This window comes from Pseudomonas sp. B10 (genome assembly GCF_900156235.1).
GTDB classification, from domain to species: Bacteria; Pseudomonadota; Gammaproteobacteria; order Pseudomonadales; family Pseudomonadaceae; genus Aquipseudomonas; species Aquipseudomonas siliginis.
In genome coordinates this window covers 4548403-4562824 of the sequence record NZ_LT707063.1, presented here as the reverse complement: position 1 = coordinate 4562824, position 14422 = coordinate 4548403, and the positions used below count along the sequence as shown (strand labels likewise).

Sequence of the window (14422 nt, the reverse complement as noted above, 5' to 3'; positions counted from 1 at the left end):
CAGACATAGGCTGACACCCTTGCATAGAGAATTCCCATGCAAACTTTTTTTATCGCCCCCACCGATTTTGGCGTGGGTCTGACCTCCATCAGCCTCGGGCTGGTGCGCACGCTTGAACGCGCCGGGCTGAAAGTCGGCTTTTTCAAACCGATCGCCCAGCCACATCCGGGCGACACCGGCCCTGAACGTTCCACCGAACTGGTGGCGCGCACCCATGGCCTGAAACCGCCACAACCGCTGGGGCTGGCGCACGTCGAACGCATGCTCGGCGACGGTCAGCTCGACGAATTGCTCGAAGAAATCATCGCCCTGTATCAGCAAGCGGCGGTCGGCAAAGACGTGCTGGTGGTGGAAGGCATGGTGCCGACGCGCAGCGCCAGTTACGCCGCGCGGGTCAATCTGCACCTGGCCAAAAGTCTGGATGCCGAGGTTATTCTGGTCTCGGCGCCGGAAAACGAAGTGCTCGCCGAGCTTTCTGGCCGTGTCGAGCTTCAGGCTCAATTGTTCGGTGGCCCGAAGGATCCGAAGGTCCTCGGCGTGATCCTCAACAAGGTCAAGACCGACGAGAGCATGGACGCCTTCGCCACGCGTCTGAAGGAGCATTCGCCGTTGCTGCGCAGCGGTGATTTCCGCTTGCTTGGCTGCATCCCGTTTCAGCCGGAACTCAATGCGCCGCGCACCCGCGACGTCGCCGACCTGATGGGCGCGCAAGTGCTCAACGCCGGCGACTACGAAACCCGGCGCATGAGCAAAATCATCATTTGCGCACGAACCATGCGCAACACCGTCGAGCTGCTCAAGCCCGGCGTGCTGGTGGTGACGCCGGGTGATCGCGACGACATCATCCTCGCCGTCAGTCTTGCGGCGATCAACGGTGTGCCCCTGGCCGGTCTGTTGCTGACCAGTGACACCCTGCCCGACCCGCGCATCATGGACCTGTGCCGGGGCGCGTTGCAGGCCGGTTTGCCGGTGTTGTCGGTGAGCACCGGCTCTTACGACACCGCCAATCTGCTCAATGGCCTGAACAAGGAAATCCCGATCGATGACCGCGAGCGCGCGGAGATCATCACTGATTTCGTCGCCAGCCACCTCGACGCCAACTGGCTGCACCAGCGCTGCGGCACGCCAAGGGAGATGCGCCTGTCGCCGGCGGTGTTCCGCTACCAATTGATCCAGCGCGCGCAAGCGGCGAACAAGCGCATCGTCTTGCCCGAAGGCAGCGAGCCGTTCACCGTGCAAGCGGCGGCGATCTGTCAGGAGCGCGGGATCGCCCGCTGCGTGCTATTGGCCAAACCCGAAGACGTCGAAGCGGTCGCCCGCGCCCAAGGCATCGTGCTGCCGCCGGGCCTGGAAATTCTCGACCCGGACCACATCCGCGAGCGTTACGTCGAGCCGATGGTCGCCCTGCGCAAGAGCAAAAGCCTCAACGCACCGATGGCCGAGCAACAACTGGAAGACACCGTGGTGATCGGCACCATGATGCTGGCGCTGGATGAGGTCGACGGCTTGGTTTCGGGTGTGATCAACACCACCGCCAATACCATCCGCCCCGCCCTGCAACTGATCAAGACCGCACCGGGCTGCACGCTGGTGTCGTCGGTGTTCTTCATGCTTTTTCCGGAAGAAGTGCTGGTCTACGGCGACTGCGTGATGAACCCGCACCCGAGCGCCGCGGAACTGGCCGAGATCGCCCTGCAAAGCGCTGACTCGGCAGCCGCATTCGGCATTACCCCACGGGTGGCGATGATCAGCTACTCCAGCGGCGAATCGGCGCGCGGTGAAGAAGTCGAGAAAGTCCGCGAGGCGACTCTGCTCGCCCATGAGCAACAAAACTCGCTGCTGATCGACGGCCCGTTGCAGTACGACGCTGCCGCCAACGCCGACGTCGCCCGGCAACTGGCGCCGAACAGTCAGGTCGCCGGGCGCGCCACGGTGTTTGTGTTCCCCGATCTGAACACCGGCAACACCACGCACAAAGCCGTACAGCGCAGCGCCGATTGCGTCAGCCTCGGGCCGATGCTGCAAGGCCTGCGCAAACCGGTGAACGACCTGCCGCGCGGCGCGCAAGTCGATGACATCGTCTACACCATCGCGCTCACCGCGATTCAAGCCGCCAACCGACCTATGGATGTGTAAATGCTGGATTTTCTACCCGCCCCCGTGCGCGGCGTGATCGCCTCGCTGCTGCTGGCGCTCAACACGATTCTGCTGTGCTCGTTCCTGTTCTGTGTGGCGCTGGTCAAGGCCCTGCCGTTTGCCTTTACCCAGCGCATTGCCGGTTGGCTGATGAGCCACACCCACGAGGCGTGGATCAGCAATAACAAAGGCTGGATGAATCTGGTACGGCGCACCCGCTGGCACCTCAGCGGTCTGCAAGGCCTCGACTATCAGCACTCGTACCTGATCACCAGCAACCACCAGAGCTGGGTGGATATTCTGGTGCTGCAATACGTGCTCAACCGCAAGATTCAGCCGCTGAAGTTCTTCCTCAAGCAGGAGCTGATCTGGGTGCCGGTAATCGGGCTGGCCTGGTGGGCGCTGGGCTTTCCGTTCATGAAGCGCTACTCCAAGGCGTATCTGGAAAAACACCCGGAGAAGAAAGGCAAGGACCTGGAAACCACGCGCAAGACCTGCGCGAGATTCCGCCATAACCCGGTGGGAATTTTCAACTTCGTCGAAGGCACACGCTTCACCGAAGGCAAGCATGCGCAGCAGCAGTCACCGTTCAAGTACCTGCTCCAGCCCAAGGCCGGCGGGATCGCCTTTGTGCTGGATGCGATGGGCGAACGGCTGGAGTCGATCGTCAACGTGACGATTCACTATCCGGCCGGGCGTCCGGGGTTCTGGGATTTGCTCTGCGGCAATGTGCGCGATGTGGTGGTGCATTTTGAAGAAATCAAAATCCCGCCGGCCTTCATCGGCAAGAACTACGATCAGGACGGCGAGTATCGATTGCAGTTCCAGGGCTGGATCAATCAGCTGTGGCTGGACAAGGATGCAATGCTGGAGCAGATGCACCGCGAATATCCAGGTCACCAATAACCCCCTGTGGGAGCGAGCAGGCTCGCTCCCACAGTTGATCGTTCCCACGCTCCGCGTGGGAATGCAGCCCGGGACGCTCCGCGTCCCTGCCGAAGCGGACGCGGAGCGTCCAATGAGGCATTCCCACGCGGAGCGTGGGAACGATCACCAGGCACAAAAAAGCCCGCCGATGATCACTCATCGGCGGGCTTTTTCTTGCCGCTTGCAGCTAGAAGCTTGTCGCTGCTTCTGCCTTAGATCGCGCCACGCTGACGCAACAGCTCCAGCACTTGCTTGACGCTTTCTTCCAGGCTCAGCGACTGCGTGTCGATCACCAGATCGGCATTGAGCGGCACATCGTACGGGAAGGACTCGCCCGGGATATTGTCGCCACCAGCGGCGTACAGCCCTTGCGGATCACGTTCGGCGCACACGGTCGGCGACGCCTGCACATAGACCGTCAGCAAGCGATCCTCGCCGATCAGTTCCTTGGCCTGCTCGCGACCTTCGGCACTCGGCGCGACGAACGCGGCCAAGGTCAGCAGCCCCGCTTCGTTGAACTGACGCGCCACGTGCGCGGCACGACGCCAGTTCTCGGTACGCCCGGCGCGATCCTGCGGCAGACCCTTGTTCAGATCGTGACGCAGGTTCTGGCCATCGAGTACAAACACCGCACGGCCCATGTCGAACAGCTTGCGCTCGACCGCATACGCCAGGGTGCTTTTACCCGCGCCGGACAGGCCGCTGAACAGCACGGTGGCCGGTTGCTGGCCGAAGCGCTGGGCACGTTCTTCGGTCGCCACGTGGGCCAATTTGCCGTGGTGGGTGGCGGTGCCATGGGCCACTGGCTGAGCGACGATCATGCCGGCGCCAACGGTGCCGTTGGTCAGGCGATCGATGACGATGAATGCGCCGGTGGTGCGGTTGCTTTCGTAACCGTCGAGGGCGATCGGCGCGTCGAGCGCGATCTTCACCTTGCCGATTTCGTTGAGCTGCAACGCGCTCGCCGGGCCTTCTTCCAATGTGTTGACGTCGACCTTGTTGACGATGCTGGCGATCGAGCCCGGCACGTAACTGGTGGCGCGTTTGATGTCGTATTTCTTGCCCGGCAGCATCGGCTCTTCAGCCATCCACACCAGCATCGCTTCGAAGCTGTCGGTGACCGGCGGCACGTTATCGGCATGCACCAACAGGTCGCCACGGGAGATGTCGATTTCGTCTTCCATGGTCAGCGTTACCGCCTGACCTGGGCCTGCGTGCTCCAGTTCACCTTCGAAGGTGACGATGGATTTCACGCGGCTGCTCTTGCCCGACGGCAGCACCACGACTTCGTCGCCCTTGTGCACAATGCCGCTGGCCAGGGTGCCGGCGAAACCACGGAAGTTCAGGTTCGGACGGTTGACGTACTGCACCGGGAAACGCAGATCGGTGAAGTTGCGATCGCCCGCCACTTCCACAGTCTCGAGGATTTCCATCAGCGACTGGCCGGTGTACCACGGCGAACGCTCGGACTTGTTCACCACGTTGTCGCCTTTAAGGGCAGACATCGGCACGAAGTGCATGCTGGTCGGCTTCATCTTCAAGCCTTCGGCGAACTTCAGATAGTCGGCCTTGATCGACTCGAACACGCCTTCGTCGAAGTCCTTCAAGTCCATCTTGTTGATGGCGACGACGATGTGTTTGATGCCCAGCAACGAAGCAATGAAGCTGTGACGACGGGTCTGGGTCTGCACGCCGTAACGGGCGTCGACCAGAATGATCGCCAGGTCACAGGTGGACGCACCGGTGGCCATGTTGCGGGTGTACTGCTCATGGCCGGGGGTGTCGGCGATGATGAATTTGCGCTTGGCGGTGGAGAAATAGCGGTAAGCCACATCAATGGTGATGCCCTGCTCACGCTCGGCCTGCAGACCGTCGACCAGCAATGCCAGGTCGATGTCGTCACCGGTGGTGCCGGATTTTTTCGAATCGCGGGTGATCGCTTCGAGGTGATCTTCGTAGATCATCTTCGAGTCGTGCAGCAGGCGCCCGATCAGGGTGCTCTTGCCGTCGTCGACGTTACCGCAGGTCAAAAAGCGCAGCAGTTCTTTACGTTCGTGCTGGCCCAGGTAGGCGAGGATGTCCTCGCTGATCAAATCAGAAGCATGGCTCATTGCATTCAAGCTCCAAGCTGTAAGCTTCAAGCGGCAAGCTTGTCGGCGTACAGCTAGTCAGAAATTTTGTTGATCAACCCAACCAGCATCCTAGAAAGCTCTCGGGTCTCCATAATCCAATTTTCAGCCAGTGGTTCTGCGATGTAAGCGATATCTCGGCCTATCAGGATCTGGGTGCGCAGCTCTCCACAAGAAGCTTTCGCAATCCAAAGAAAATGAACCTTTTCTTTGCAACTCCGACGCTCCATGCCTTCAGCGATATTGGAAGGCACTGAAAGTGCAGAACGGGTGATCTGATCCTTGAATCCAAAATCCCCGCACCGCGCAAACTCTTTGAAAATCCTCACCGCCAGACATTTGCTTCGCTGCCATACAACCAGTCTCTCGAAATCCATTACGAGTCATCCGATTCCGGCCCGCAGCAACCGGCTGCAAGCGCCAAACTGCAAAGCTACTCATACCGCCGTTAACTTGCAGCTTGCCGCTTGTAACTCGAAGCTTAAAAGTAACCTTGACGTTTTTTGTCTTCCATCGAGCCTGCGCCATCGTGGTCGATGACCCGGCCCTGGCGCTCGGAAGTTCGCGTCAGGAGCATTTCCTGAATGATGTCCGTCAGGCTTTCGGCCTCGGACTCCACCGCGCCCGTCAACGGGTAGCAGCCAAGGGTGCGGAACCGCACTTTCTTTTTCACGATGCGCGCTTTGTCTTCGTCGGACAGGTGCTCGAGGATGCGCTCGTCGTCGATCATGATCAGCGTGCCGTTCTTCTCGATCACTTCGCGTTCGGCGGCGAAGTACAGGGGCACAATCGGAATGCCTTCGAGATAGATGTACTGCCAGATGTCCAGCTCGGTCCAGTTCGACAACGGGAATACACGAATGGATTCGCCCTTGTTGACCTTGCCGTTGTAAACGTTCCACAGCTCCGGACGCTGGTTTTTCGGGTCCCAGCGGTGCTTGCTGTCACGGAACGAGTACACGCGCTCTTTGGCGCGGGATTTCTCTTCATCGCGACGGGCGCCGCCGAACGCTGCGTCGAAACCATGCTTGTCGAGTGCCTGTTTCAGGCCTTCGGTTTTCATGATGTCGGTGTGCTTGGCGCTGCCGTGGGTGAACGGGTTGATGTTCTGCGCCACGCCATCGGGGTTGATGTGGGTAATCAGGTCCAGGCCCAAGTCTTCGACCATCTTGTCGCGGAACTTGTACATTTCCTGGAATTTCCAGCGGGTGTCGACGTGCATTACCGGAAACGGCAGTTTGCCCGGGAAGAACGCCTTGCGTGCCAGGTGCAGCATCACGGCGGAGTCTTTACCGATGGAGTACAGCATCACCGGGTTATCGAACTCGGCGGCCACCTCGCGGATGATGTGGATGCTTTCCGCCTCCAGCTGTTTCAGATGCGTCAGTTTGTCGACCATGGCTACTCACGAAAGCTTTCTTATGAACGGCCAGCGGGCCGTGTTCGAGCGAGGAATCCTAGCACAGCGACCTCTTCTAATCAGGACGCCAACTAGATCGAAAGGGTATATGAATATGCCCACCAGTTCGGCCGTCAGGGCCGAACGTGGGAGCGAGCCTGCTCGCGAAGGCGGAGTGTCAGGCACCTTGTATTGAAGGTCTGACGCCTTCGCGAGCAGGCTCGCTCCCACAGGAGTTTGCGGTGAGCTCAGATCGGGTTGGGGCAATCGATGAAGATGTGCTCAAGGGCAAAGCGCTTCGCCAGATACTCGCCCAGCGCCTGCACGCCATAGCGTTCGGTGGCGTGATGGCCGGCGGCGATGAAGCTGATGTCGTTTTCCCGCGCACTGTGGAAAGTCTGCTCGGAGGCCTCGCCACTGATGAACAGATCGACCCCCGCCGCCACGCCCTGATCGATATAACCCTGGCCGCCGCCGGTGCACCAACCGACGCGGCGGATCATGCCGCTGCCTTCGATCAGCAGCGGCTCGCGGCCCATGACTTCCTGCACCTTGCGCGCGAAATCCCGCGCAGTCATCGGCTCATTCAGCGAACCGACCAGCCCGACGACTTTCGGGTTGCTCGGGTCGAGCGGCCCTTCGACAGTGATGTCGAGCTGACGCGCCAGTTGCACGTTGTTGCCGACGTCCGGGTGCAGATCCAGCGGCAGGTGATAGGCGAGCAGACTGATGTCGTGCTTGAGCAAGGTCTTCAAGCGGCGCTGTTTCATGCCGGTGACGCAAGGATTTTCGCCTTTCCAGAAATAACCGTGGTGGACCAGGATCAGGTCGGCCTCGGCGTCGACGGCGGCGTCCAATAAAGCCTGGCTGGCGGTGACGCCACTGACGATGCGCATCACTTGCGGGCGGCCTTCGACCTGTAATCCGTTGGGGCAATAATCGGCAATTTTCGCACTGCCCAGGTAACGGTCGGCTTCTTCGACGAGGGTGCTGAGGGCAACGGCCATGAAAGACTCCTAAATATCCCGTTCAGAGGCGCGCGCGGCCTCGTATAATGCGCGACATTATGGGCGGTCTGACCTCGCCTGCAACCTTTCCAGGAACGTGCTTAATGCTCAAGGCGCTGCGTTTTTTTGGCTGGCCGCTGTTGGCCGGTGTGCTTATCGCTCTGTTGATTATTCAGCGTTACCCCGAGTGGGTCGGGCTGCCGAGCCTCGATGTCAATCTGCAACAGGCGCCACAGACCACGATCGTGCAGCAGGGGCCGGTGTCCTATGCGGATGCAGTGGGCATCGCCGCGCCGTCGGTGGTCAACCTGTACACCACCAAGGTCATCAACAAACCGGCGCATCCCTTGTTCGAGGATCCGCAGTTCCGCCGTTTCTTCGGTGACAACTCGCCGAAACAGAAGCGCATGGAATCGAGCCTCGGTTCCGGGGTAATCATGAGCCCGGAAGGCTACATCCTCACCAACAACCACGTCACCAGCGGCGCTGACCAGATTGTCGTGGCGCTCAAGGATGGTCGCGAAACACTCGCGCGGGTGATCGGCAGCGATCCGGAAACCGACCTCGCCGTCCTGAAAATCGATCTGAAAAACCTCCCGGCGATCACCGTCGGCCGCTCCGACAGCATTCGCATCGGTGACGTCGCGCTGGCCATCGGCAACCCGTTCGGCGTCGGCCAGACCGTGACCATGGGCATCATCAGCGCCACCGGCCGTAATCAGCTGGGGCTGAACAACTACGAAGACTTCATCCAGACCGATGCGGCGATCAACCCGGGCAACTCCGGCGGTGCGCTGGTCGACGCCAACGGCAACCTCACCGGTATCAACACGGCGATCTTTTCCAAATCCGGCGGCTCGCAAGGCATCGGCTTTGCCATTCCGGTGAAACTGGCGATGGAAGTGATGAAATCGATTATCGAGCACGGCCAGGTGATTCGTGGCTGGCTGGGCATTGAAGTGCAACCGCTGACCCAGGAACTGGCGGAGTCGTTTGGCTTGTCCGGGCGCCCGGGGATTGTCGTCGCCGGAATCTTCCGTGACGGCCCGGCGCAGAAAGCCGGTCTGCAACTGGGCGATGTGATTCTGAGCATCGATGGCGAGCCGGCCGGCGATGGTCGCCGCTCGATGAACCAGGTGGCGCGGATCAAACCGACCGACAAGGTGACAATTCAGGTCATGCGCAACGGCAAGGAACTGAAGCTGACAGCTGAAATCGGCCTGCGTCCACCGCCGGCACCGGTGAAAGAAAAAGAAGAGTAAAAATGTTTTCGCGCCAGTAGCGCGAATAACAGACATTCTCAACAGGCATGTTATATTGTTTCAATTCTAGCAATTGGAACAACATAACATGTCGTCTCGCAAAAAGGCCTCGCTGCTCGGCCTGACTCTGGGTTTGCTCTGCGATCCCGCCTTCGCCGATGAGCCGCAGCCCGTTGAGCTGGAAGCCATCAGCGTCACCTCCGACTACGAATCACCCACCGGCCCGGTCAGCGGTTATCGCGCGACTCGCTCCGCCAGTGCGACCAAAACCGACACGGCGATTCGCGATATTCCGCAAGCCATCAGCGTGGTCCCGGCCAGTGTGCTCTCGGATCTGGGCAGCAGCAGCGTCGAACGTGCACTGGATTTTGCTGGCGGCGTATCGAAGCAGAACAACTTCGGCGGCCTGACCCTTTACGAATACAGCGTGCGCGGCTTCACCACGTCCGAGTTCTACAAGGACGGCTTCAGTGCCAATCGCGGTTATCCGAGTACGCCAGATGCGGCCAATATAGAACGCATCGAAGTGCTCAAGGGCCCGGCCGCCAGCCTGTACGGCCGGGGTGATCCGGGCGGCACGGTGAACATCGTCACCAAGAAGCCGCAGCCCGAAGCGTTCACCACGGTGCAAACCAGCGCCGGCAGTTGGGACCGCTATCGCACCGCGCTGGACGTCAACACGCCCCTCGATGCTCAGGGCAATGTGCTCTCGCGCATCAACCTCGCCGTAGAAGACAACAACAGCTTTCGCGACCACGTCGACAGCCAGCGGGTATTCGTCGCGCCTTCGATCAGTTGGCAGTTGAACCCGGACACCTCGCTGCTGGTGGAAAGCGAAATCGTCCGTCACAACTCGACGTTCGATCGAGGTGTGGTGGCGCCGAACAACAAGTGGGGCGGCGTATCGCGCTCGACCTTCCTCGGCGAGCCCAACGACGGCAACATCGACAACCACAACAACCTGCTCCAGGCCGCCCTTGAGCACCATCTGAACGACAGCTGGAAGCTGCGTCTGGCCAGTCACTACAAGGAAGGCAAGCTCTGGGGCGACGCCACGGAACAACGCGCGCTGAACGCCGACGGCCACACGGTCAACCGCCGCTTGCGCGAACGCGATACGAATTGGCACGACAGCATCACCCAACTGGAACTGCGCGGTCTCTTCGACCTCGGGCCGTGGCAGCACGAATTGCTGATCGGCACCGAGTACGAGAATTACCGCAAGGACGAACGCGTCACCACCATTGCTGGCGGCCCCTACGCCATCGACATCTATAAGCCGGTTTACGGCCAGCCGAAACCCAACGGCGCACGCTCGGGCACCGACTTCTTCGAACACGTTGAAAGTCATGCGCTGAATCTGCAGGACCAGATCATCTTCACCGACAAGCTGCGCGGCATGGTCGGCGCGCGCTTCGAGCACTTCGATCAGCGCATCGACGATCACAGCCGCAACGCCAAAAGTCAGCAACGCCACGACGCGCTGACTCAACGCGCCGGCCTGCTCTATCAGCTCACGCCGAACACCGGCCTGTTCGCCAACGCCTCCACCTCGTTCAAACCGAACAACGGCCTGGATGCTTCCGGCAAATCCTTCGATCCGGAAGAAGGTGTCGGTTACGAAGTGGGGATCAAGAACGAACTGTTCGATGAGCGGGTGAGCAGCACCCTCGCCTTCTTCCACATCGACAAGGAAAACGTTCTCGCCCTCGATCCGGGCACCGACACCAGTCGCGCCATGGGCAAGGCGCGCAGTCAGGGTTTCGATTGGCAAGTGAGCGGCCAGGTGACCGACGCAGTGCGGGTCATCGGCGCCTTCGCCTACATCGACGCCGAGGTGACCAAGGGCGACGCGACCATTCCTACCGGCAGCCGCATCCTCGGCGTGGCCAAACGCAGCGGCAGTCTGCTGGGCGTCTATGAATTTCAGGATGGCCGTCTGCGCGGTTCAGACGTCGGCGCAGCGTTCACTTACGTCGGCGATCGCTCGGGCGAATCCGGCAGCGACTTCGAATTGCCGGCCTACCAGACCGTTGATTTGCTCGCACATTACAAGGCCAGCGACAACGTCACGGTCGGCCTGAATCTGAACAACATCTTCGACGAGAAATACTACGAGCGCTCCTACAGCAACTACTGGGTCAACCCCGGCGAGCCGCGCAATTTCACCGTCAGCCTGACACTCAACCTGTAAAAGGACGTCACCATGCACTACGGCAAATCCCTTCTGCTCATCGCTGCGCTCTTCACCGGGCAAGTGTCGGCCCACGGCCTGTGGACAGAGGAACGACGCGGCAACATCGAAGTGGTCTACGGTCACGGCGCCGAAGACAACGCCTTCAAGGCACAAAAAATCAGCGGTGCCTGGGCTTATGACGCAAGCGGCAAAATGATCCCGGTCAGCGTCGAGCGCCTGGCCGATCATGCCCGTTTGAAACCATTGAAGCCACCGGCGGTGATGGCCGTGGCGCTGAATAATGGCATGTGGTCGCAGACGGCGGACAAGAAGTGGATCAACGAAGGACGCAGCAAAGTGCCCGGCGCCACCGAGGCCACGCAGACCTTCAAGTACAGCCTGGCGATCTATCAGCCGGGGGCGAAATTGCCGAAACTGGACCAGATCAAACTGCTGATCCTGCCGGAGGTCGATCCGCTGACGGTCGGGCCGGGCAAATCGTTACCGGTACGGGTGCTGCTCGATGGCAAACCGGCGGCAGGGGTGAAGTTGATTGGCGACTATCGCAGCGCGCCAAACACCCTGAGCACCGAGACCGACAAGGATGGGCGTGCGCAGGTGCTGGTGCGTAATGAAGGGTTGAATGTGATTGCGGCGCAGGTTGAAGTGCCGGTGAAGGACAGCGCTGATGTGGATAGTCGTGGGTTGTTCAGTTCGCTGACATTCGTTGGCGAGCCGCATCACGAATAAACACAACAAACCCCCTGTAGGAGTGAGCCTGCTCGCGATTGCGCCGGGTCAGCCAACATCAATGTTGAATATCCCTCCGCTATCGCGAGCAGGCTCACTCCTACAGAAAGCAGAGCTGGTCAGAGATCCCCAAGCCCATCAATCAACGCCTGATTCTGCTCCGGGGTACCCACCGATATCCGCAAGAACTGCGCAATCCGTTCCTGCTTGAAGTGCCGCACGATCACGCCCTGCTCGCGCAGCTTGGCCGCCAGGCCCGCCGCGTCATGCTGCGGGTGGCGAGCGAAGATGAAGTTGGCCGCCGACGGCAGCACTTCAAAGCCTTTAGCCTGCAACTGCGCCACCACCCACTCGCGGCTCTCGATCACCTGACGACAGGTCTTGTCGAAATACTCGCGATCGGCAAACGCCGCCGCCGCGCCGACAATCGCCAGACGATCCAGTGGATAGGAGTTGAAGCTGTTCTTGATCCGCTCCAACGCCTCGATCAGATCCGGGTGCCCTACCGCCAGACCGACACGCAGGCCCGCCAGCGAGCGTGACTTGGACAGCGTCTGCGTCACCAGCAGATTCGGATAGCGGCCCACCAGACTGATCGCCGTCTCGCCACCGAAGTCGATGTACGCCTCGTCGACGACCACGACCGAATCAGGACTGGCCTTGAGGATTTGCTCGACGGCGTCCAGCGCCAGCAGGCATCCGGTCGGGGCGTTCGGGTTGGGAAAAATGATCCCGCCATTCGGTTTGGCGTAATCGGCCGGGTTGATCTGGAATTGTGCATCCAGTGGCACCGCATCGAATTCAATGCCGTACAGACCGCAGTAGACCGGATAGAAGCTGTAGCTGATGTCCGGGAACAGCAGCGGCTGATCGTGTTGCAGCAGACCGTGGAAGATGTGCGCGAGCACCTCGTCCGAACCGTTGCCAAGGAACACCTGACTGGTTTGCACGCCGTAATAGTCGGCCACGGCGTTTTTCAGCAGATCACTGTTCGGATCCGGGTACAGGCGCAGGTTGTCGTTGAGCTCGGCTTGCATCGCCGCCAGCGCTTTTGGCGACGGGCCATACGGATTTTCGTTGGTATTGAGCTTGACCAGTTTGGTCAGCTTCGGCTGTTCGCCCGGCACGTAGGGCACCAGGTCCTTGACGAACGGGCTCCAGAATTTACTCATCGCTCAGTTCCCCTGCCCTTTCAGAAAGTCTTGGTCTTTGATGCGGTATTCGGCGCTGCGTGCGTGGGCGCTCAGCGATTCGCCACGGGCCAGTACCGATGCTGTTTTGCCCAGCTCGGAAGCGCCGGCCTCGGAGCAGAAGATGATCGACGAGCGCTTCTGGAAGTCGTAGACGCCCAGCGGCGAGGAGAACCGCGCGGTGCCGGAAGTCGGCAACACGTGGTTCGGACCGGCGCAGTAATCGCCCAACGCTTCGGAAGTGTGGCGGCCCATGAAGATCGCACCGGCGTGGCGGATCTGCGGCAGCCAGGCTTGTGGATCAGCGACCGACAACTCCAGGTGTTCCGGGGCGATACGGTTGGCGACTTCGATGGCCTGGGCCATGTCAGTGACCTGGATCAGCGCACCACGGCCATTGATCGAAGTTTCGATGATGGTCGCGCGGTCCATGGTCGGCAGCAATTTATCGATGCTCGCGGCCACCTTGTCGAGGAACTCGGCGTCGGGGCTGACCAGAATCGCTTGCGCGTCTTCGTCGTGCTCGGCCTGGGAGAACAGGTCCATGGCGATCCAGTCCGGATCAGTCTGGCCGTCGCACACCACAAGAATTTCCGAAGGGCCGGCGATCATGTCGATGCCGACCTGGCCGAACACATGGCGCTTGGCCGTGGCCACATAGATGTTGCCCGGGCCGACAACCTTGTCGACACGCGGCACGCTTTCGGTGCCATAAGCCAGTGCGGCAACCGCTTGCGCGCCGCCGATGGTGAACACGCGGTCGACACCGGCGATGCAGGCAGCGGCCAGCACCAGCTCGTTGATTTCACCGCGCGGGGTCGGCACGACCATGACCACTTCGGTCACGCCGGCGACCTTGGCCGGAATCGCGTTCATCAATACCGAAGACGGATACGAGGCCTTGCCGCCCGGCACGTAAAGGCCGGCACGATCCAGCGGCGTGACTTTCTGGCCGAGCACCGTGCCGTCAGCCTCGGTGTAGCTCCAGGAATCCTGCTTCTGTTTTTCGTGATAGCTGCGCACGCGGGCGGCGGCTTTTTCCAAGGCCTCGCGTTGCGGCACAGTGATGCGGGTCAGGGCCAGTTCGAGACGCTCGCGCGGCAGGATCAGGTCGGCCATCGAGGCGACTTCGAGGCCGTCGAACTTCTGGGTGAACTCGACCAGCGCCGCGTCACCGCGCTCGCGCACAGCCTTGATGATGTCGAGCACGCGCTGATTGACCGAGTCGTCAGACACACTTTCCCAGCTCAGCAGATGATCCAGATGATGCGCGAAATCCGGGTCAGCAGCGTTGAGTCGGCGAATTGCAGTCGGTGCGGTCATAGCGAGAGCCTCATAGGAATTGGCAAAAAACTCAGGCGCCCGAAACTAGCATTCGATCCGCTTGGGCACCTGAGAATTCTGGCTATGAGGCGGATAGACGGCGCGGCCTCGGGCCGCGCTGGT

General features: G+C 60.6%; 11 protein-coding genes. 5 read left to right on the top strand and 6 right to left on the bottom strand.

Features of this window, described 5'->3' with window-relative positions; genetic code table 11:
* Positions 1–36: 36 nt before the first annotated feature.
* A complete protein-coding gene (gene pta, locus BXA01_RS20655) occupies positions 37–2136 on the top strand; it encodes a phosphate acetyltransferase (protein WP_024011632.1) in 2100 nt (699 codons plus the stop codon).
* On the top strand, positions 2137–3042 hold the full coding sequence (locus tag BXA01_RS20650) for an acyltransferase (RefSeq protein WP_076565876.1): 906 nt from the start codon (positions 2137–2139) through the stop codon (positions 3040–3042).
* 233 nt (positions 3043–3275) lie between these two features.
* Here BXA01_RS20650 and cysN read toward each other — a convergent pair whose 3' ends face one another.
* The 4 genes from cysN to BXA01_RS20630 all read right to left on the bottom strand — a co-directional run bounded on the left by cysN (position 3276) and on the right by BXA01_RS20630 (position 7598).
* Complete coding sequence (gene cysN, locus BXA01_RS20645; protein WP_076565874.1) at positions 3276–5174, bottom strand: sulfate adenylyltransferase subunit CysN; 1899 nt, start codon at positions 5172–5174, stop codon at positions 3276–3278.
* A 53-nt stretch (positions 5175–5227) separates the two neighbouring features.
* Positions 5228–5569, bottom strand: coding sequence for a four helix bundle protein (locus BXA01_RS20640; RefSeq protein ID WP_039759341.1), 342 nt, complete (start codon positions 5567–5569; stop codon positions 5228–5230).
* 104 nt (positions 5570–5673) lie between these two features.
* Positions 5674–6591, bottom strand: a complete 918-nt coding sequence (gene cysD, locus BXA01_RS20635; RefSeq protein ID WP_016771664.1) for a sulfate adenylyltransferase subunit CysD — start codon at positions 6589–6591, stop codon at positions 5674–5676.
* Positions 6592–6839: 248 nt separating this feature from the next.
* Positions 6840–7598 (bottom strand): Nif3-like dinuclear metal center hexameric protein, encoded by a 759-nt coding sequence (locus BXA01_RS20630; protein ID WP_076565872.1) that lies wholly within the window; start codon positions 7596–7598, stop codon positions 6840–6842.
* Between the two features lie 104 nt (positions 7599–7702).
* On the opposite strand from BXA01_RS20630, the gene algW reads away from it, so the two are divergent.
* From algW to BXA01_RS20615, 3 genes are all read left to right on the top strand, one after another.
* Complete coding sequence (algW, locus tag BXA01_RS20625) at positions 7703–8860, top strand: Do family serine endopeptidase AlgW (protein ID WP_016770590.1); 1158 nt, start codon at positions 7703–7705, stop codon at positions 8858–8860.
* A gap of 88 nt (positions 8861–8948) precedes the next feature.
* Complete coding sequence (locus BXA01_RS20620; RefSeq protein ID WP_076565870.1) at positions 8949–11054, top strand: TonB-dependent siderophore receptor; 2106 nt, start codon at positions 8949–8951, stop codon at positions 11052–11054.
* 12 nt (positions 11055–11066) lie between these two features.
* Positions 11067–11786, top strand: coding sequence for a DUF4198 domain-containing protein (locus BXA01_RS20615; RefSeq protein ID WP_076565868.1), 720 nt, complete (start codon positions 11067–11069; stop codon positions 11784–11786).
* Between the two features lie 119 nt (positions 11787–11905).
* Here the strand turns inward: BXA01_RS20615 and hisC are convergent, their stop codons facing one another.
* Positions 11906–12958, bottom strand: coding sequence for a histidinol-phosphate transaminase (gene hisC / locus BXA01_RS20610; RefSeq protein WP_076565866.1), 1053 nt, complete (start codon positions 12956–12958; stop codon positions 11906–11908).
* 3 nt (positions 12959–12961) lie between these two features.
* The gene (hisD, locus tag BXA01_RS20605; RefSeq protein WP_041477986.1) at positions 12962–14299 is read right to left on the bottom strand and encodes a histidinol dehydrogenase; all 1338 of its coding nucleotides are present in this window, start codon (positions 14297–14299) and stop codon (positions 12962–12964) included.
* Positions 14300–14422: the final 123 nt, after the last annotated feature.